General features: G+C 29.5%; 21 protein-coding genes. 9 read left to right on the forward strand and 12 right to left on the reverse strand.

The genetic code is table 11. The annotated features are described in order from the left end of the window. The first annotated feature begins 61 nt into the window (after positions 1–61). Entirely contained in the window at positions 62–1,339 is a 1,278-nt protein-coding gene (locus INR60_RS08760; RefSeq protein WP_194191140.1) for a PTS sugar transporter subunit IIC, read from the forward strand. A 64-nt stretch (positions 1,340–1,403) separates the two neighbouring features. Here the strand turns inward: INR60_RS08760 and INR60_RS08765 are convergent, their stop codons facing one another. Further along, entirely contained in the window at positions 1,404–1,955 is a 552-nt protein-coding gene (locus tag INR60_RS08765) for a class IV adenylate cyclase (protein WP_194191141.1), read from the reverse strand. Between the two features lie 206 nt (positions 1,956–2,161). On the opposite strand from INR60_RS08765, the gene INR60_RS08770 reads away from it, so the two are divergent. The 5 genes from INR60_RS08770 to INR60_RS08790 all read left to right on the forward strand — a co-directional run bounded on the left by INR60_RS08770 (position 2,162) and on the right by INR60_RS08790 (position 7,627). Further along, positions 2,162–3,763, forward strand: a complete 1,602-nt coding sequence (locus tag INR60_RS08770; RefSeq protein WP_194191142.1) for a Na/Pi cotransporter family protein — start codon at positions 2,162–2,164, stop codon at positions 3,761–3,763. A gap of 212 nt (positions 3,764–3,975) precedes the next feature. Then, the gene (locus INR60_RS08775) at positions 3,976–4,557 is read left to right on the forward strand and encodes a peroxiredoxin family protein (protein ID WP_194191143.1); all 582 of its coding nucleotides are present in this window, start codon (positions 3,976–3,978) and stop codon (positions 4,555–4,557) included. A 73-nt stretch (positions 4,558–4,630) separates the two neighbouring features. Then, the gene (locus tag INR60_RS08780) at positions 4,631–5,665 is read left to right on the forward strand and encodes a nucleoid-associated protein (RefSeq protein WP_194191144.1); all 1,035 of its coding nucleotides are present in this window, start codon (positions 4,631–4,633) and stop codon (positions 5,663–5,665) included. Positions 5,666–6,143: 478 nt separating this feature from the next. Beyond that, positions 6,144–7,016 carry a polysaccharide deacetylase family protein gene (locus INR60_RS08785; RefSeq protein WP_194191145.1) on the forward strand — a complete coding sequence of 291 codons (873 nt, stop codon included), beginning with the start codon at positions 6,144–6,146 and terminating at the stop codon, positions 7,014–7,016. A 5-nt stretch (positions 7,017–7,021) separates the two neighbouring features. Further along, a complete protein-coding gene (locus INR60_RS08790; protein WP_194191146.1) occupies positions 7,022–7,627 on the forward strand; it encodes a class I SAM-dependent methyltransferase in 606 nt (201 codons plus the stop codon). A gap of 48 nt (positions 7,628–7,675) precedes the next feature. Here INR60_RS08790 and argF read toward each other — a convergent pair whose 3' ends face one another. The 7 genes from argF to INR60_RS08825 form a co-directional block, all read right to left on the reverse strand. Beyond that, positions 7,676–8,596, reverse strand: coding sequence for an ornithine carbamoyltransferase (argF, locus tag INR60_RS08795; protein ID WP_194191147.1), 921 nt, complete (start codon positions 8,594–8,596; stop codon positions 7,676–7,678). 116 nt (positions 8,597–8,712) lie between these two features. Next, positions 8,713–9,870, reverse strand: coding sequence for an acetylornithine/succinylornithine family transaminase (locus INR60_RS08800; protein WP_194191148.1), 1,158 nt, complete (start codon positions 9,868–9,870; stop codon positions 8,713–8,715). 15 nt (positions 9,871–9,885) lie between these two features. Then, positions 9,886–10,734, reverse strand: coding sequence for an acetylglutamate kinase (gene argB, locus INR60_RS08805; protein ID WP_194191149.1), 849 nt, complete (start codon positions 10,732–10,734; stop codon positions 9,886–9,888). Between the two features lie 3 nt (positions 10,735–10,737). Next, on the reverse strand, positions 10,738–11,952 hold the full coding sequence (argJ, locus tag INR60_RS08810) for a bifunctional glutamate N-acetyltransferase/amino-acid acetyltransferase ArgJ (RefSeq protein ID WP_194191150.1): 1,215 nt from the start codon (positions 11,950–11,952) through the stop codon (positions 10,738–10,740). Between the two features lie 24 nt (positions 11,953–11,976). Further along, positions 11,977–13,014: an N-acetyl-gamma-glutamyl-phosphate reductase gene (gene argC, locus INR60_RS08815; protein WP_194191151.1), complete on the reverse strand. Its 1,038-nt coding sequence runs from the start codon at positions 13,012–13,014 to the stop codon at positions 11,977–11,979. 18 nt (positions 13,015–13,032) lie between these two features. Continuing rightward, a complete protein-coding gene (gene argH / locus INR60_RS08820; RefSeq protein ID WP_194191152.1) occupies positions 13,033–14,421 on the reverse strand; it encodes an argininosuccinate lyase in 1,389 nt (462 codons plus the stop codon). A 13-nt stretch (positions 14,422–14,434) separates the two neighbouring features. After that, positions 14,435–15,649, reverse strand: a complete 1,215-nt coding sequence (locus INR60_RS08825; RefSeq protein ID WP_194191153.1) for an argininosuccinate synthase — start codon at positions 15,647–15,649, stop codon at positions 14,435–14,437. Between the two features lie 232 nt (positions 15,650–15,881). Between INR60_RS08825 and INR60_RS08830 the strand changes: the two genes are divergently transcribed. Then, positions 15,882–16,199, forward strand: a complete 318-nt coding sequence (locus tag INR60_RS08830; RefSeq protein WP_194191154.1) for a DUF1540 domain-containing protein — start codon at positions 15,882–15,884, stop codon at positions 16,197–16,199. 36 nt (positions 16,200–16,235) lie between these two features. On the opposite strand, the gene INR60_RS08835 is transcribed toward INR60_RS08830, so the two are convergent. Continuing rightward, entirely contained in the window at positions 16,236–16,616 is a 381-nt protein-coding gene (locus INR60_RS08835) for a DUF4363 family protein (RefSeq protein WP_194191155.1), read from the reverse strand. Beyond that, positions 16,613–17,425: a YetF domain-containing protein gene (locus INR60_RS08840; protein ID WP_194191156.1), complete on the reverse strand. Its 813-nt coding sequence runs from the start codon at positions 17,423–17,425 to the stop codon at positions 16,613–16,615. Before INR60_RS08840 ends, INR60_RS08835 begins: the two co-directional genes overlap by 4 nt. 109 nt (positions 17,426–17,534) lie before the next feature. Here INR60_RS08840 and INR60_RS08845 point away from each other — a divergent pair, with 109 nt between their 5' ends. Together INR60_RS08845 and INR60_RS08850 are read left to right on the forward strand one after the other, a co-directional pair. After that, positions 17,535–19,193 carry a nucleoside kinase gene (locus tag INR60_RS08845; RefSeq protein WP_194191157.1) on the forward strand — a complete coding sequence of 553 codons (1,659 nt, stop codon included), beginning with the start codon at positions 17,535–17,537 and terminating at the stop codon, positions 19,191–19,193. 24 nt (positions 19,194–19,217) lie between these two features. After that, entirely contained in the window at positions 19,218–19,727 is a 510-nt protein-coding gene (locus INR60_RS08850) for a GNAT family N-acetyltransferase (RefSeq protein ID WP_194191158.1), read from the forward strand. A 75-nt stretch (positions 19,728–19,802) separates the two neighbouring features. Here INR60_RS08850 and INR60_RS08855 read toward each other — a convergent pair whose 3' ends face one another. Next, positions 19,803–20,291 carry a DUF986 family protein gene (locus INR60_RS08855; RefSeq protein ID WP_194191159.1) on the reverse strand — a complete coding sequence of 163 codons (489 nt, stop codon included), beginning with the start codon at positions 20,289–20,291 and terminating at the stop codon, positions 19,803–19,805. Positions 20,292–20,314: 23 nt separating this feature from the next. Next, complete coding sequence (locus INR60_RS08860; protein ID WP_194191160.1) at positions 20,315–20,812, reverse strand: hypothetical protein; 498 nt, start codon at positions 20,810–20,812, stop codon at positions 20,315–20,317. Between the last annotated feature and the right edge of the window lie 61 nt (positions 20,813–20,873).

Below are 20,873 nucleotides of genomic sequence, written 5' to 3' on the forward strand. Positions count from 1 at the left end.
AAGTGCAATATTAAAACCTTTTCAAAAGAAACTAGTAACGTATAAAAAGGAGGAAAACACAATGGACAAATTTATGAAGTGGATGGAAGATCATTTCGTTCCAATCGCATCAAAAATTGGAGCACAAAGACATTTAGTGGCAGTAAGGGATGGTTTCGTAACTATCATGCCATTAGTAATTGCAGGATCATTTGCAGTACTTATTAATAACTTAGGTTTTGAACCTTATCAAAACTTTATGAATTCAATACTACCAGCTAACTGGAAAGATTTCGGAGGTAGTATTTGGAATGTAACATTCGGACTTATGTCACTACTTATTGTATGTACAATATCATATAACTTAGCTAAGAGCTATGACAAAGATGGTATGGCAGCATCAGTAGTATCACTTGCATCATTTATGGTATTAAACCCACAATTAATCTTCGACAAAGTAGCTACTTACAGAGTTGATGAATTTGGTGCAAAAGGTATATTCGTCGCAATTATCGTTGCTTTAGTTGCAACTGAGATTTTTGTTAAACTAGTTGGAAATCCAAAACTAGTTGTTAAAATGCCAGATGGGGTTCCACCAGCTGTAGCAAAATCTTTCGCAGCTTTATTACCTTCAATAATTGTATTAGTAATAGCAACAGCAATAAGATTTATCTTTGTTGGTATTGGTATAGATAACGTATTTGATTCAGTTTATGAAGCAATTCAAAGACCATTACAAGGAGCACTAGGAAGTTTTGGTGGATTAATTATATTAATATTAATGCAACAAATCATTTGGTTCTTTGGATTACATGGTTCTAACATATTAGCACCAGTAATAAATGCAGTATTATTACCTTTATTATTAGAAAACTCAAAAGCTTTAGAAGCAGGAGCTGTTCCAACTCACATAGTTAACAGCCAATTCTTAGATTCATATATAAATATGGGTGGATCAGGAACTACAATCGCTCTACTTATAGCTATATTTATAGCAGGTAGAAGATCAAAACAACAAATGACTATAGCAAAACTTGCTATAGCACCAGGATGCTTTAATATTAATGAACCAGTTATATATGGTATGCCATTAGTATTAAACCCAATATTCCTAATTCCATTTATATTAGCACCACTAGCTTCTGGATGTATAGCTTACTTCTTAACAGCTGTAGGCTTCGTACCACCAGTAAGTATAGCAGTTGGTTGGACAACTCCACCAATATTAGGTGCAATGCTTTCTACTAACTCAATAATGGGTGCAGTAGTTGCAGCGATTTGTTTAGTAGTAGCAATATTAATTTACTTACCATTCGTAAAAATTGCTACTAATCAAGAATTACAACAAGAAGGCCTATAATAATATTTTTTTCTAACTACTCAAATAGAGGCTTCGCACTAGTTTAGTGCGAAGCCTCATTAATTTATTTATTATTATTTTCTTTATATTGAGCTATAAGTTCGTAAATAGTTTTTGATGTAGTATCTTTTAAAGTATATCCTAAAAGCTTAAGTGTTTCTTCTAGGTTTTCTACAGAAGAAGTTTCAATCTCTATATAAGGGAAAGGACAAAAAGCCTTGTCGTTTATATCTATTTCTATTAAAGAATGATTTAATCTATAGCTTTCTCTATATTTTTTAATAGATTCAGTAAGGTTTAAACCTAAAGATTTATAGATACCTTCTGCCATAGCTTTATCTAATGCTATAGTTTCGTATTCTTCCATTTCTTTAAAAGTTCCTTGAGATAGCATCTTTTTAGTAGTTAGATAAATTACCTCTTTATTATTTAATTTATCAAATACAGTTCTAATTCTAGCATAGCCTTTTACTTTTCTAAGTCTCATATCAGAAAAATCATAAAGGTCATTTATTTGATCTTCTGATTTAACTAGTTTAGCACCTAAATTTTTAAGCTTATTTCTTATATCGTCTACATCGATATCTATTACTCTAGTTTCTAATTCTTTACACATATTACATTCCTCCTAAAAGTTTTATATAGTATAATTTTATAGCTATAAATAGTAAAAATAAAGAAAATATAAAGATTAAGTTAAGGGATTGTTCAAATATTATGAACAAACTGTAAATAAAACGATAAATGTATTAACAATGTTAAATATAATGTATAGAATGTTAAATGTAATAACTAAAGAATATATTTTTGGAGGATACATAATTGAACATATTTATAACTATATCAGGTCTAATTGGTGGATTAGGGTTATTCTTATACGGTATGAAGCTAATGGGAGACGGCTTAGAAAATGCAGCTGGAGACAAGCTTAAGTCAATAGTTGAAAAAGTTACAAGCAATAGGTTCATAGGAGTTGCAATAGGTGCCTTTGTTACAGCAATAATACAAAGTTCATCAGCAACTACAGTAATGGTAGTAAGTTTTGTTAATGCTGGAATTATGAATTTAATTCAAGCAACAGGTGTAATCATGGGTGCAAATATTGGTACTACAATAACAGCACAAATGGTATCTTTAGATTTAGAATCTGTAGCACCTTTCGTTATTGGAATTGGGGTTTTCATACTTTTAATTGCAAAAAGTAAGAAAAATAGAGATATAGCAAATATACTTCTAGGATTTGGTTTACTATTCTTAGGAATGGGATTAATGTCAGATGCTATGAAGCCACTTGCAGAGTCAGATTTATTTAGAGAATTCGTATTCTTAGTTGGAAATAATCCAGTGCTTGGATTGCTTGCTGGAGTAGTTATGACAGCGGTTATCCAAAGTTCATCAGCAACTACAGGAATACTTATAGCACTTGCATCAACAGGTGAAATTGGATTAAATGTAGCACTTCCTATAATTCTTGGAAGTAATATCGGTACTTGTATAACAGCAATACTTGCATCAATAGGTGCAAATAAGATAGCTAAAAAAGCAGCGGGTATCCATTTATCATTTAATATAATTGGAACTTTAATATTCTTACCATTTGTAGGATTATTAGTAGATGTAGTAACAAAGATGAGTCCAGATAGTATAGTTAGACAAATAGCAAATGCGCACACTATATTTAATATAGTAGTAACATTATTACTTCTGCCATTTGCAAATCTTTTAGTATACTTAGTAAATAAGATAATTCCAGGAGACGATAAGATAAAGCAAACTGGGGCTATCTATATAGATGACAAATTATTAGAAACGCCAGTAATTGCCTCAGCTCAAGTTCAAAAAGAGACAGTTAGAATGGCAAACTTAGCAAAAGATAACTTTGAGCTTTCTATGAAAGCATTTAATGAAGGTAATGAAGAAGATATAGCTAAAGTTTATGAAAATGAAAAACTTATAAATACTTTAGAGAGAGATATTGCAGATTACTTAGTAAAGTTATCTCAAACTGAACTTTCAGATGAGATTTCAACAGAAGTGACTTCAACTTTTAACGTAATAAACGACGTTGAAAGAATAGGAGACCACGCTAAAAATATAGCTGAACTTGCTATGGAAAAAATAACAGAAAAAGTTCAGTATGATGATGAAGAAAAGCATGATTTAAATGTAATGTATACAAGCACATTTGAAGCTTTAGAAATGGCTATAACAACTTATGATAAACGTGATACTAGAGATATTATAGCTGTAGGAAAACTTGAAGGTGCTATAGATGAGATGGAAAAAGAACTTAGAACATCTCATATTAAGAGCTTAAATAACAGAAAGACATCAGCTTATGGAACTGTAATATTCCTAGATGTTATAAGTAACTTAGAAAGAATCGGAGACCATGCTGTTAATATAGCAGGTACAGTTCAATAAAATAAGTTTACTTAAGGGAATTTATATAATTATAACTAAAAAGGATGCTACATATTATTTATGTAGCATTTTTTTATTTTTTATCTTAAAATTTTAATAAGAAAATCTTAATTTTACTCAAAAGTATGGCATAAATTGTTAATATAATATATAATTAATCCTTGTTATAATAGATATATACAGGGAGTTTATATAGATTAGAGGAGATAATTATGAAAGTATTAGAGGGATATAGTGCGGAGTACTTTAGAAGTAAAGATTCTAAAGGAATAGAGATTTCTTTAGATCAATATAGAGGGAAATATTTACTTTTATCTTTTTATAGATATGCAAGTTGTCCGTTTAGCCAAAATAGAATTAATGAAATTATTAAAAGAGAAGATGAACTTAATTCAAATGATATAGAACTTATAGGAGTTTTCCAATCACCTATAGTTAGCATAAATGAATTTTTAGGAGATAAAAATATAGGTTTTCCAATCATCGCAGACCCAGGTAAGAAAATATTTGAAAAATATAAGATTAAAGAATCAATTTTAGGTTTTGTAAAGGTATATTTTAAGCCTAAAAACTTTGTAACACTTATTAAAGAATGGTTTACTATAGATAAGATGGAAGGAAATAAAACTACAGTTCCAGGAGAGTTTTTAATAGATAGAAACGGAAAAATAATAAAAGCTTTTTATGGAAAAGATATAGAAGATAATTTAGATTTAGATTATGTTTTAAAAACTGTAAAAAGTATAGAAAATCCAAGTGAAGATGAAGAAGAAAATATTAAACAGGAGAGTTAACTCCTGTTTATTTTTATGGAAGCGATATGTTAAAATAGATTTTAAGAGCGTTTTTGGAGGTAAGTTTTAAATTATGGAATATATTAGTGATATTAATATAAACGAAGCAATAATACATATTCTTGATAACAACGGGGTAGAGCCTGTACTTAATGAATATCCTTTAGAATTAAATGAAGATATTTATAAGTTTTTACATAAGCATATAGATAAATGTTTTAAAGATGAGGAATTAAGATATGCTAAGTTTAAACCTGAGAGAAGTATAGTTAAAGAAGTAGTTCAAGACTATTTAAACGGAATAGAAAATAATTTAGTAGAACTATCAAAAGAACTTGCAAGGCAGATGTTTGCAATTATGAATGGGAATACTAACATTCCATCTTGCGATCTAGTAATAGCATCTATAACTACAGACCAAGGTCCTATGATTGCTGTTTTAAAGATGGATTACGTAAAAAATTTCACACATCAAATAGAGTTTGTAGATAATAAGATTGGAATAGGGATAGTTCCACAATCAGCTGGGCTTCCAGGTAGCGGTCAAAAGATTCAAAAGGCTGCATTTATAAAACCTATAAGAGAAGAAGAAAATTATAATTTAATGGTTTTAGATAAGCAAAGAAAAAGTAAAAAAGATGAAGAATACGGAGCAAACTATTTTATAAATAACTTTTTAGGTTGCAGTATAGTCCAAAACGAAAGAGACATAACAAAAACCTTTGTAAATGCAACTGAAGCTTGGACTAGAGAAATATATAATGAAAAGCCTTTAAAAGCAATGGAGATACGTGATGCAGTTAAAAAAGGTTTAATGGAAGAAGAAGTTATAAATATAGAAAAATTTTCAGAAGATGTATTTAAAGAGGAATCTATAAAAGAAAATTTCAAAAAATTTATAAAAGAACAAGGGGTAGAAGAAGTTGAAGTAGATAAAACTTGGGCTGAAAAGAAGCTTAAGAGAGTAAGACTTAAAATAGACAATGGAATAGATCTTTATTTAAGTAATGAAGATTATCACGATAAATCTAAATTCGAAGTTACAAGAAATGGTGATGGAACTGTTAATATGACTATAAAATTTGTAACTAATTATATAGAAAAGTAAAGGTGGATATAGTCCGCCTTTTTCTTTTGTTACAAAAATGAAATGTATATGTAATAGAGATAAATATGAGAAAGGATATATTTAAAATATAATTAACTCATAAGATAAATAAATTTTAGGAGTTGGTTTTTATATGAAAAAAGTAATAGATTTAATAAAAGTAATTTTCTTAATAGCTTTTGTAGGAGGCAATGAATTAACAGAAGAAGATAGAAAGGAAATGCAAATAAGCATTTAATTTAATATTATGATTTTAAATATTTGATTTAGGCTAAGTTTCAATTAAAGAAATTTAGCCTAATTTTTTATGAGTTAAAATGAAGAAAATATTACTTTTTTCATTTTAATCTTTATTCACGTTAAGTTTATGTTAAAAAAAGTCGATAAAAAGATATATATTAATAATTATTTAATCAAAATCAACAAATGTTAAAATTTAAAAAGATAACAGAAACATAAACTAGGGGGATAAATAATAATGGATAGCAAAAAGAAAATAGTTATAGCGTATCATTCTATAGATGGTGATAATGAGAAGGCTGTAAGAGGATCTTTTCCAATAACTATGGAAAGATTTAAAAAACAAGTGGAACTTATAAAAAGTAAAGGGTGGAGATTTGATTTTTTATCAAACATTAATAAGCCTATAGAAGAAAATACAGTATACATAACAGGGGATGATGGTACTGTTGACTGGGTTAGAAATGTACTTCCTTTCTGTGAAGAAAATAAAATTCCAACTCAAACTGCAATTATAACAGGACCGTGGCTAAACAATCCAATATATCCAATAGCACATAGAGTGCAAATTGCACTAACTATAAAAGATAGAGAATATAATCTATTAAAACTTACAAAAGAAGAAAAAGAATACATAGATAAAGTTTATAAATATGAAACTGATAGTACTAGAAGATATGTAAAGGGATGTTGTAATTTACTTTATGATAATGATGGGGCAGAGGAAGTACTTGGAACTCCAGGGTATGAAGAAGCTTTAGAACTTTCTAGAAGATTTGCTGAAATAGAAGAGTATAAAGGATATGAGTATGCAGAATATGGAGTGCATACTGTATCACATAGAGCTTTTGATGGAGATGTAGATAAATACATAGATGAAGAGATAATACCTTGCTTAAATATGTTATTAAAAAATAAATTAAAAGCAGTTAAATACTTTACACTTCCTATGAGACCTATGTTTAATAGTACAGTTTTACAACTTGTAGAACCTTTAAAGTCATTAGGCTTTGATGGAATAGTAGATGGAAATGGGCATTATGACGGAAAGTCTTTTATAATTCCTAGAATAGATGCAAAACAGGTAGAAGAATATTTTGAGGGGAGATAAAAATTATGGCTAAATTTAATAATCCTAAAAAGTGGACTGGAATGAAATATCCAGATAGTGAGTTAGTTGGTCTAATAATGAAATACGCAAGAAAAGATATGAAAAAAGGTGATATCGGGATTGATATAGGGTGCGGTCCAGGAAGACATGTAAAACTACTAGAAGAAACAGGTTTTGATGCTTTTGGAATTGATATAGATCCACTTATGATAGAAACTTGTAAAAATAATGGAGTAAAAGCTATTATAGGTGATCTTAATAGTTATACTTATGAAGGTGAAGTTAAAGTAGTTACTTCTTGGGGATTAAATATGGTTACTCCAAATGTAGCTATAAATATAGCAAAAAATATAAATCCAGAATATTTAATAATGGACTGGAGAAGTAAGGATGATAATAGCTGCTATAGCTTTAGCGAAAATACTATCATAAATAAAAATACTGTTTTAATAAAGAAAGAGAACCACGTTTTAGATGGATTAGAATATATATTCCACAACGAGGATGAACTAGAGATAGAAGGGTATGACTTAATATACTGTCAAAAGCTAGTTAAAGATAACGGGAAAGAAAAGCACGGTTGGTATCAAACTGTTCACAAAAGAAAATAAATTTAGAAAAGATATAGCCTTATTAAATATAAATAAGGCTATATCTTTTTATTTCATAAGCTTTAAAAGTATTGCTTTTTGTACGTGAAGTCTATTTTCTGCTTCATCAAAAATAGAAGAACTATGCTTTTCTAAAATTTCCTCGGAAATCTCTTCGCCTCTGTGAGCTGGCAAGCAGTGCAAAACAATAGCATCACTTTTAGCATATTTCATCAAAGTGGAATCTACGCAAAAACCTTTAAAAGATTCTAAACGTTCTTTTGCTTCTGATTCTTTTCCCATACTTGCATAAACATCAGTTATTACAACGTCTGCATTCTTTATTGCATCTTTTGGATTATCGTATAAGTTAAATCTGCAATTATTTATTTTTGAAATTTCTTTAGCTAAAGAAATGTAAGAATCTAATGGTTTATAATCTTTAGGCGATGCTATATTAAAGTTCATACAAACTTTTAAAGCACCAACCATAAGAGAATGGGCCATATTATTACCGTCACCTATATAGCAAACATTTAGATTTTCAAAAGAATTTTTATATTCTCTTATAGTCATTAAATCAGCTAAGACTTGGCAAGGGTGTTCATCATCTGTAAGAGCGTTAATTACAGGTATAGATGAATATTTAGCTAAGGCTTCTATATCTTTTTGAGAAAAAGTTCTAATCATTATCCCGTCTATATATCTAGATAAAACCCTCCCTGTATCTTTTATAGGTTCACCTCGACCTATTTGAAGGTCATTACTACTTAAAAAGAGAGGATTACCGCCTAAGTCTAACATACCGACTTCAAAAGACACCCTAGTTCTAGTTGAAGCTTTTTCAAAAATCATACCTAAAGTTTTGCCTTTAAGGTGTTTGTGGTCAATATCATGTTTTTTTTCGTATTTTAATTGGTCCGCTAAGTTTAATATTTCTAAAATTTCATCCTTTGATAGGTCATTCATTTTAAGTAAATCTTTTTTCATAAATACCTCCAAAAATAAAAAAATAGGGAGAAAGTAACTACAACCCAGACTTCTCCCTGTAAATAAGTATTTAGCATTTTAGAAATGACTTAACCCACATATATAGATTAAATCAATTATTCCATCCTGTCTATAACTTTTAGTAATATTTTACAACCCTTTATTAATTCTTTTTCAGTAAGAATTAATGGGGGGAGTAGTCTTATTATATTAGGGCCAGCAGTTAAAACTATTAACCCTTCTTTTAATGCCTCTTTTTGAATTTCTGAGCTATTAAATTTAGTTTCGATTCCTATCATAAGCCCTCTGCCTCTTACGGAAATAATATTATTATTTTCCTTTAAAATAGTAAATGCTAATTTTCCAAGGTTTGATATAGAGTTTAATAAAGAATCATCTTCAAATCTTTCTAAAACGGCAAGAGCAGAAGAGGCACAAACTGGATTACCACCAAAGGTAGAACCGTGGTCTCCAGGGTTAAATACATCTTCTAAAGTAGAGTCACAAAGAACTGCACCTATAGGCATACCGCCTCCAAGCCCTTTAGCTAAAGTTATTATATTTGGAATTACATCAAAATGATTAAAACCAAATAACTTCCCAGTTCGCCCTATTCCGCATTGAACTTCATCAAAGATAAGCAAAACATCTTTAGATTTGCAAATTTCATAAAGGGTTTTTACATAATCTAAGTCTAAAGGGATAACTCCTCCTTCCCCTTGAATAGATTCTAATATAACTGCACAAACATCAGGTGTTAATGATGATTTGAAATCTTCTATATCGTTTGCTCTAGTATATTTAAATCCTTCAGGAAAAGGAAAAAAGTAATCGTGAAATTTTTCTTGCCCAGTAAGTTTAAGAGTTGCTAAAGTTCTTCCGTGAAATGATTTTTCTAAAGACAATATAGTAGTTCTGTTTTTATCATTATATTTAGAAAAGCTATATTTTCTAGAAAGTTTTATTGCACATTCATTAGCCTCAGCACCAGAGTTTGAAAAAAATACTTTAGACATATTCGAAAGATTAGTTAATTTATTACTAAGATTAATTATTGTATCATTTAAAAAAATATTAGAAGTGTGATTTAATTTTATAATTTGGTTTATTATATTATTAGTTATTGATACGTTTGAGTATCCTAATGAGTTAACTCCGATTCCACTTCCAAAATCTAAATATTCTTTATCAAAAGTATCATATAAATAAACCCCAGAGCCTCTTTTCATAATTACAGGAAGAAAGGCATAGGTGTTTAAAAGAGAGTGTTCCATATATTATTACCTCCTTTAATAAATCATAGTTCCAATTCCTTCATCTGAAAAAAGTTCTAAAAGTATAGAGTGAGGAATCCTACCGTCTATTATATGAGCTCTTTTAACACCCATTCTTATAGCTTCAACGCAGCAATCAACTTTAGGAATCATTCCTCCATTTATAACTTTATCTGCATAAAGTTTAGGAACATGATGAAGTCTTATCTTTGAAAGAAGAGAATCTTCATCAGGTGGATTAACTAAAACACCTTTAACGTCAGTTAATAAGATGAGTTTTTCTGCACCTAGGGCAGAGGCGATTTTTGACGCGCAAGTGTCAGCATTTACGTTATATATTTTAAAATCATCTTCTGATAATGCAACGCTTCCTATAACAGGAATCAAATTTGAGTTTATAGCCATATTTATAATATCTGTATTTACAGAATTGATTTCACCTACATACCCTAAAGATTTATCTAAAGGCTTAGCTTTTAAAAGAGAACCATCCATTCCGCATAAGCCCAAAGCCTTGCCTGAGTGTTTTTCAAAAAGAGTTACTAGATCTTTATTAACTTTGCCTCCTAAAACCATTTGAACTATTTCTATAGTATTTGAATCTGTTAACCTTAAGCCGTCTATAAATTTAGAGTCTATATTTAATTTATCTAAGTAAGAAGAGATAAAAGGGCCTCCTCCGTGAACTACAACAGGGTTAAATCCAACACATTTTAAAAGGATTATATCTTTTATAACAGATTCTCTTAAAGAATCTGAAATCATTGCATTGCCTCCGTATTTAATTACGATAGTTTTTCCAAAGTACTGTTGAATGTAGGGAAGAGCACGGGTTAAAACTTCAGCTCTATGTTTATTATTCATAAGTTAACTCCTATAATCCCCATTTATTTTTACGTAATCATAAGTTAAATCACAGCCATAGCAAGTAGCAGAAGTATTGTAGGCACCTAGATTAACTATTATTAATATTTCATCGTCTACTAAAATGTTACGTGCATTGTCTTCATTAAAATCAACAGCTTCTCCTTTAGAACATAGGAGTATTTCACCTTTAGAGCTTTTAAAATAAATATCTAATTTTTCTGTATCAAAAGGAATATTTGCATACCCTAAAGCACAAGCAACTCTTCCCCAGTTAGCATCGCTTCCAAAGAATGCAGTTTTAACTAAACTAGACTTAATAACAGATTTAGAAAGTTTTACACAGTCTTTTACAGTTTTAGCACCAGTAACAGTGCATGAAATTAATTTTGTAGCACCTTCACCATCTTTAGCTATAAGTTTAGCTTGATTTAAAGTAACTATTTTTAACATATCTAAAAAATTATAGTAATCTTCATCTTTTTTAGTTATTTTAGGATTTTTAGAAAGTCCGTTTGCCATAATTATTACCATATCATTAGTACTCGTATCACCATCTACAGTAACTCTATTATAAGTTTCATTTACGGCTTCTTTTAAAGCCTCGTCTAAAAGTTTCTTTTCTATATTTATGTCAGTAGTAATAAAGGATAGCATAGTTCCCATATTAGGCTCTATCATTCCGGAACCTTTAGAAATGCAGCCTATAGTAACTATATTTTCATCTATAGAAAAACTTACCCCAAACTCTTTTTTTATAGTATCTGTAGTCATAATAGCAGATGCAGCATCAGAGCTTCCAAGCTTAGAAAGGCTAGAAACTAAATCTTTAGCTTTAAGTTCAATCTTTTCTATATCTAAAGGAACACCTATAACTCCAGTTGATGCAACTAAAATATCAGAGGATTTTAAATTAAGTTCTTTTGATATAAGAGAAGTCATTTTGTAAGCATCAGTAATGCCACGTTTGCCGTTACAGGTATTAGCATTTCCACTATTTATAATTATTCCTTTAGAGAGACCATCTCTTAAATGATCTTTAGTAACTAAAAGAGGTGCTCCCTTAACTAGGTTTTTAGTATATACAGCAGATGTTACTGCAAGTACTTCTGAGTAAATTAGTGCAAGATCTTTTCTATTTTTCTTTAAGCCACAGTGCACTCCAGAGGCTAAAAAGCCTTTAGGTGCTGTGATTGAATATTCTTTAATTATTTCCAAAACAGATAACCCCCTTTTATAGTCTTAGAAGCTTGGACTAATAAAATTTAAACCTGTATCTTCAGGTAGTCCTAAGATTATATTCATATTTTGTATCGCTTGACCGGCTGAACCTTTTATCATATTGTCAATAGCTGATAAAATTATTAAAGTGTTATTTGAATCGTTCTTATGAAGAGAGATATTACAGTAGTTTGAATAAGCTACATCTTTAATATCAGCTGTTTCGTTTAAAGGAAGAATATTTATAAAAGGCTCATTTTTAAATTTATCTTTATAAAGTTTGTGGATTTCATTAAGAGGTATATCTTTATTTAAAGTGCAGTAAATAGTTGAAAGTATCCCTCTATTTATAGGAAGTAGATGAGGTGTAAAAGTAATATTTACATCTCTTTTTGATATTTTTTCTAAGGTTTCTAAAATTTCAGGTATGTGCCTATGAGTTCCTAAGTTATAAGCGCAAAAGTTTTCGTTTGCAAAAGTGAAATGTGATTTTTTTGAAAGGTTTTTTCCAGCGCCTGAAAGTCCTGATTTTGAATCTATTATAATATTATTTGTTTTTATAAGATCACTTTCTAGAACCGGCATTAATCCGAGTTCTATAGATGTAGGATAACACCCAGGACATGCTATAAGCCTAGAATTTTTAATATTTTCTCTATTTAATTCAGGTAATCCATAAACAGATAGTTTATGAATTTCTTTTATTTTAAAGTTTCTATTATAAAAAGCTTTATAGTCAGCTTCTTTAGACAGTCTAAAATCAGCCCCTAAATCTATGCATATTTTATTTTTGAAAAGACACTTTGAAGCTATCTCCTCACTTAAACCATGAGGAAGTGCAAGGAATATAATATCTGAAGATTCTATAACTGAATTTGAATCTTCTAAAACTAAATCTGTTTTATTAATAAAGCTTTTATAAACAGAATCATATTTTTCTCCTTCAAAAGAAACTGAACTTATAGAAGATACAGTAACTTTTTTATGAAAGGAGAGTAGGAGCCTTAAAATTTCAGCTCCAACATAGCCAGTTGCCCCTATTATACCGACTTTTTTCATCTAACCCCACCTTTTTATTTATTGCTTATTTTTTATATTATTTATGAATTCATCTAACATTTTTATTTGAAAATTAACAGAAGAAGTAGAAGGCCCGCCGATAACGCTTCTTTCTTCAACGCAAGTTAAAAGGTCTACAGCTTTATAGATATCTTCTTTAAATTCTTTTGAAAAAGATTTAAATTCTTCTAAAGTTAAATCTTCAATCCCCTTATTTTTATCTATGCAATATAAAACCATCTCACCTACGATTTCGTGAGCAGATCTAAAAGTTAAACCTGATTTTACTAAGTAATCAGCAACGTCAGTAGCATTAGTAAAACCACTTTTACAAGAAAGTTTCATAGATTCTTTATTTACTTTCATGGTGTTAATCATTCCAGTGAAAGTTTTAATAGAAAGACTAACAGTATCTAAAGCATCAAAAAGACATTCTTTGTCTTCTTGCATATCTTTGTTATATGCAAGAGGAATTCCCTTCATAACTGTAAGAAGAGTCATTAAATCCCCATATACTCTTCCAGTTTTAGAACGAACAAGCTCTGCAACATCTGGATTCTTTTTTTGTGGCATTATAGAACTTCCAGTGCTATATTCATCTGATAGTTCTATAAAATTAAATTCGTTTGTGCACCAAATAATTATTTCTTCAGAAAATCTTGATAAATGCATCATTATAATTGAAAGGCAAGATAGAGTTTCTATTGCGTAATCTCTATCAGACACAGAGTCTAGACTGTTTAATGTTATATTTTTAAAGCCTAATTCTTTAGCTACAAATTCTCTATCTATAGGATAAGTAGAAGTAGCTAAGGCACCACTACCTAAAGGCATTTCATCTAGTCTTTCTAAATCGTCTAAAAGTCTTTTTATATCTCTTTTAAACATTTCAGAGTAAGCTAATAGATGATGTGAAAAGGTAATAGGTTGTGCTTTTTGCATGTGAGTATATCCTGGCATAATAGTTTTAGTGTTTTCTTTTGCTTTAAGAGATAATACCTCTTCTAAATCTAAAAGATCACTTATAATATCATTTATATAAGACTTTAGATATAATTTTAAATCAAGTGTAACTTGATCGTTTCTGCTTCTAGCTGTGTGAAGCATTTTGCCAGAATCACCTATATAGTAAGTTAGAATCCCTTCAGTAAAGCTATGAATGTCTTCAGAAGTTAAATCTATTTCTATAGCGCCACTATTTAATCTTTTTAATAGTTCAACTAAGCCGTCTTCTATTTTTTTAGCTGATTCTTTTGGAATTATACCTTGTTTTCCAAGCATTTTAGAGTGTGCAATGCTTCCTTTTATATCTTCTTTATACATTCTACAATCAACGTTTATAGATGAGTTAAAATCATTTACTAATTGATTTGTTCCTTCTTTAAATCTTCCGCCCCAAAGTTTCATAAATATAATCTCCTTAATTTTTAGATTGTTTCATCTTAGCTTGTACAGTTATAGGAAGTCCAAATAAATTTATAAAGCCTTGTGAGTCAGCTTGATTGTAGACTTCATCCTCGTTAAAAGTTGCATATTCCTCGCTATATAAAGAGTAAGGTGATGTGATTCCAGCACTTACTATATTCCCTTTATAAAGTTTAAGTTTTACGTCTCCTGTAACAAATTCTTGGGTTTTATCAACAAAAGAAGAAAGCGCTTCTCTTAAAGGAGTGTACCATTGCCCGTTATATACTATATCTGCAAATTTTAAAGATACCATTTCTTTGTAGTGAGAAGTTTCTTTATCTAAACAGATAGATTCTAATTCTTTATGTGCGTAATATAAGATAGTTCCGCCAGGTGTTTCGTAGACTCCTCTAGATTTCATTCCAACTAATCTGTTTTCAACCATATCAGAAATTCCTATTGCATTTTCTCCGCCTATTTCATTTAATTTTTCGATTAAAGTAACCCCGTCTAACTTTTTACCGTTTAAAGACTTTGGAACTCCTTTTTCAAAAGAAATAGTTAAGTAAGTTGGAGAATCAGGTGCCTCTTCTAGAGTTTTAGTCATCTCTAATATTTTTTTGTAGTTAGGTTCGTTTGAAGGGTCTTCTAAATCGAGACCTTCGTGGCTTAAATGCCAAAGATTTTTATCTTTACTGTAATTAGTTTCTGGACTTATATTTAATGGTATATTTCTAAGTTTTGCGTATTCAATCTCTTCTTCACGAGATTTAATATCCCAGATTCTCCAAGGTGCAATAATTGGCATATCAGGTGCGTAAGCTTTTATTGCAAGTTCAAATCTAACTTGATCGTTCCCCTTACCAGTACAGCCGTGACAAATAGCATCAGCCCCTTCTTCTTTAGCTATTTCAACCATTCTCTTACCGATAATAGGTCTTGCAAATGAAGTCCCCAAAAGGTATTTTCCTTCATAAACAGCATTAGCTTTTATAGTAGGGAAAATATAATCCTCTACAAATTCATTAGTTAAATCTTCAATATAGATTTTTGATGCCCCAGTTTGAATAGCCTTTTCTTCTAGCCCTGAAAGTTCATCTTTTTGACCAACATTTCCAACAACTGCAATAACTTCTTCGCAGCCGTAAGTTTCTTTAAGCCAAGGAATTATTATAGATGTATCAAGACCTCCAGAATAAGCTAAAACAACTTTTTTATATTTTTTCATAAAAATAGCCCCCTTTAAATTAACAAATTTTAGTTAATTTAGAATTAATAATATTCATTATACACTTTTAGAATAATTATGCAAGTATTTTGAATAAAAAAAGAAAATATGCAAAAAGTGTATTAAAATATGCATAATAATATGTAAAATATTCAAATAGGCTTGAAAAAATTTTTGAATATATCTTTTTAAAATGCAAATAATATTATTGTAAAGAAGGGAGGAACTCAAAATGACAACTTTAAGATGTACTGTTTCTGATTGTGCGCATAACAAACAGAGTCATTGTTGTAACCAAACAATAGGTGTTGGTGGAGGAGTTAATGCATCTGCTGCAGATGAGACTATGTGTAAAGACTTTATAGCAAATGCAGGATCTTTAACTAGCTCTAATGAGGTACCAAACCCAAACTTACTAATTACTTGCAATGCTTCGTCTTGTGTCCATAACGCAAATCGCAGTTGTACGGCAAACAGCGTTGATATTTCTTCAAACGTTACTGCATGTACTTCATGTGACACAAATTGTAGCACTTTTGCAGAAAAGTAATTAAAAAAGGAAGACTTTTTAGTCTTCCTTTTTGTTTTAGAGTATGTTTTTAAAATTAGGTTTTTGAAGTTCTTTTAACATACTTGAAGAATATTTAACTACGTGAATGGAGGCTAAAGCTTCGCACTTTTCTTTACATTTAAGTCTAAGGGAAGTAGAAACTACTTGGTTTGTTATAGTATCTAAATCCATATGATTTACGTATATTGAAGATACAAAATTTTCTTTTTGAAGAGAATTTAAAAGACTTAAGCATTCTTCGTAAGCATCTTTATAATTATCTGAGTCTATGTATTTTTCAATTCTATCGCAGGATTCTATAACTGTATCACATAAAGTTTCTAGTTGTTTGTTTGCAAAGACAACTACTGAAAAAACAGAAGTAAAAAGGATAATTGAAATTATTATATTTCTCATGATTTCATCTCCTTTTCAAATTCATCGTAAAGTTGGAATTTAAAATTTCCGCGAGTATCGTAAAGTGCTATTAGAACTTTTTTAATATCGTAAATTTCAAATTCTTTTAATTTATCTTTAACCCAAATTTCATCTTTATTTATTTTTGTAAGCGAATTTTTGTTTATCTTACCATCTGAAATTAAGACTTTTGGTAAAAATAAATGATTAGATTCATTTCCAGAAATAGTTTTTGAAGCATTTGAGTCTTGAGTATTTAAAGGGCTACTGTTATCTTTTGAAGAATGTGAGTTTGGTTTAATTGAGTTATCGATTGTGTTGTTGTATTTATTAAGAGAAGCTGGTCCTTCAAGCTCTGAGTTTTGAGTATCTCTAGGCAAAATTGAAATATGACCGTTAGTCTCAAGTATAGCGTATTGTATATCTTCTAAATCAAAGTAACCAGAAAGTCTGATTTCTTCAAGAAGTTCATCTATATTTATCTGTTGATTTTTTAGAGCGTTATAGTTTATTTTACTCTTATAAATCAAAATAGAAGGCTCGCCGTCTATAACTCTTCTTGCAACTTGGCTTTTAAGTTGAATTTGAGATAATATCATCTTCATTAAAAGAAGTGTAAGAATAGGAATTACTCCAAGAAGTAAAGGAAGCCTTGTATCTTGCATTGGAAGCGATGCTAAGTCAGATATCATTATAGTTATTACAAACTCATAGGGTTGAAGCTCTCCAACTTGCCTTTTCCCCATAAGTCTCATAACACAAATTACTAAAATATATAAAATAACAGTTCTTATAAAAATAATAAACATATAAAACACCTCAATATTAATATCTCTATAATTAAAGTTTTATATTCAAAAAAATAGGTTCTAGTATATAATAAAATAAAGGTATAGAACTTATAGGGAGGCACTAATTATGAATAAATACAACATAACTTTAGAAAACGGAGAAATAGTACAAATAGATAAAGGTGCAAGCTTTCAAGATATAGTAAATACGTATTATAAGGATGAAGCTTGTGATGTAGCTTTATGTAAACTAAATAATGAGTATTATGAATTAGTAGCAGAAGTTAAAGAAAGTGGAGACTTAGAAATAGTAAAATTAGATAGCGAAATTGGGATAAATGTCTATACTAGAACACTTCAATTTATATTTATTAAAGCTGCTTTAGATATTTTTCCAGAAGCTAAAATAACTATAGAACATTCAATTAGTAAAGGCTTATTTGGTGAGATACACAAAGAAAAGGTTTTATCAAAAGAAGATATAGTTTTAATAAAAAATAGAATGAAAGAATTAATAGATGGAGATTTTAAAATAAATAAAATCAAAGTAACTAAAGAAGATGCAATAGAAGTCTTTAAAAGTTATGAAATGGAAGATAAGGTTAAACTTTTAGAATATGTTGATTTTAATTACGTTAAGCTTTATGAACTTGAAGGAAGATTTGATTATTTCTACGGCCAAATGGCATCAAGAACTGGGATTATAAAAGCATGGGATCTTATGTATTACGAGCCTGGATTTATTTTAAGGAGTCCTAGAAAAGAAGATATAAATCATCTTCCAAAATACGTAGAGCAAAAAAGGTTATCTGGGATATTTTTAGAAACTGAAAAATGGCTTAACATCTTAGGTGTTGGAGAAGTTGGAAGCTTAAACGATAAAATAGAACATGGAGAACTTAGAGATGTCGTTATGGTTTCAGAGGCTCTTCACGAAAAGAAAATAGCTTATATAGCAGATAGAATTACAGAAAGAAAAGGAATAAAGATGGTTTTGATTGCAGGGCCTTCTTCTTCTGGTAAAACTACTTTTGCAAATAGGTTAAGTATTCAACTTAGAGTAAATGGGTTTGTTCCTATGCCTCTATCTCTAGATGATTATTTTGTAAATAGAGAAGATAGTCCAAGGGATGAAAATGGAGATTTTGACTTTGAATCTATACATTCTTTAGACCTTAATACTTTAAATAATCATTTAGAAAGATTACTTGAAGGAGAAGCTGTAGAAATCCCAACTTACAACTTCAAAAGAGGGAAAAGAGAGTGGCTTGGAAATACTATAAGACTTCCTCAAAACGGAATACTTATAGTAGAAGGTATACACGGCTTAAATCCGATGCTTACAAATGCTATAGATGATAAAAATAAATATAAAGTATATATTTCAGCATTAACTCAATTAAATTTAGATAATCACAACAGAATTCCAACAACAGACGTAAGAAAACTTAGAAGAATAGTTAGAGATTATTTATCTAGAGGGTACGGCGGGGAAGATACTTTAAAAATGTGGCCATCAATTAAAAGAGGAGAAAAGAAAAATATTTTCGGCTACCAAGAAGAGGCTGATGATATGTTTAACTCAACTTTAGTTTATGAACTAGGAGTCCTTAAGCCATACGCTTTAAAAGAACTTCAAAAGATAGAAAAAGATAGTCCAGTTTATAACGAGGCTACTAGACTTATTGAGTTTTTAAACTTCTTTAAAGAAATTCCTATGGATAAAGTTCCAGAAAACTCTATTTTAAGAGAATTTATTGGTGGAAGTTGTTTTTATAAATACTAAATATAATAAAAAGGGGGGATGTTTTTGGAATTTATAATAAGACCGATTAGATATGAGGATGCAAGTGATGTTAATGAGCTTAGAAGGATGGAGGGAGTACGTGATAACCTCTATGCAATTCCAAGTGAAAGAGTTACACGAGCTGAAAATATGATTAAGAACTTAGGGAAAAATGACCATCTTTTTGTAGCTGAAGTAAAAGAAAATGAAAGGCTAAAAGTAGTTGGGATGGTAGGAATGAGTACTGATGACTCACCTAGGTCTAGGCACGTTGGCTCTTTAGGAATTATGGTTCGAGATGAGTATACTGGAAAAGGGATAGGAACTGCTCTTTTAAAAGAAATTATTAACCTTGCAGATAACTATCTTATGATAAAGAGATTAGAACTTGAAGTTTTCGAAGAAAATAAAGGAGCTAAAAAACTTTATGAAAGAATGGGCTTTGTAGTAGAGGGGAAAAAGCTTTTTGCAGCAGTTAGAAAAGGAAAGTATGCAAATCAATATATTATGGCTAGATATAATGAAAATATTTAAATAAAAAAGGGATGTTACAAATTATTTATTGTAACATCCCTTTATGTTATTAAATTTAATACTATAATTTTAAATTTATGTGTAAATATTAACTCCGTGAAAAACCATAAGCTTGTAAAATTTAGTTGCGCTTTCTAAATTTAAGTTTACGTTCATAAGAGAAACTGAACCTACAACCTCGATTGAGTATTTGTTTTTTACTTGAACTAATTCAATTCTTTTAATATTTTCATATTTAATATAAGTCCCTAAATAAAATATTCCATGTGAAAATATTAATATTTCTGATGAAACATAGGATTGATAAATTAAAAAGATTACTATTAATAAAACATAGAGATTTCCTAAATGAAATATACAAGTTTTTGTTATAATATCTTTTATTATAGTTGGAAGTAAAATTATTAAAATTATAGTTATGTTAAAAAATAATGGAGTTCCAAAAAAACGAATAATTACAGGTTTTTCTTTTCGTCTAAGAGTAAACTCCATATATGCGCTTTTACCGACTAAGACCCCTATAAGTATTAAGATAAAAGCTCCCCCTAAAGTAAAAAGTATCATTTATCCTCCTTTACTAAAAGCTATTAATCAAATTTAACCAATTGGATTTTATGATTCTTTATTACCTCTCTTAATTTGTCATCATCTTTCTTACCAATTTTAAATGACATACCGCCAGTTGTTGTTAAAAGCATAACTGTTTTACCTATTTTACAATCATCAATTCTAGCTTTTTTTATGTCTTTGTATTTAATGTATTGACCCATCACTAGGATACCATTTTTGTATAGTAAAATTCTAGTGTTTACGTAAATTTGGTATAAAATAAATATTAAAAAGAATAAAAGATAGATATTATCAAATGTGAAAAGTTTTTGTCCTTTTGTACTTACATAGATTAAAGGAATAAATAGTACTAATAATAAGAATATGTTAATAAGTCCTATTCCAGAAAACATAGTTATCTTTTCTGCAGTTCCATCCTTGCTCGCTTCTTTTGTTACAAAAATTGATTTACCTACTACAAAAATCATAGTTAATATAAGGAAAATTTTAAATATTGTGAAAAATAATGGGTTCATAATAAGCCCTCCTAAAAATTAATTTCTAATCTATAATATAACTCAAAATAAAATAAATTAT

The sequence above is a fragment of the Clostridium chrysemydis genome (assembly GCF_015234215.1).
Taxonomy (GTDB): domain Bacteria; phylum Bacillota; class Clostridia; order Clostridiales; family Clostridiaceae; genus Clostridium; species Clostridium chrysemydis.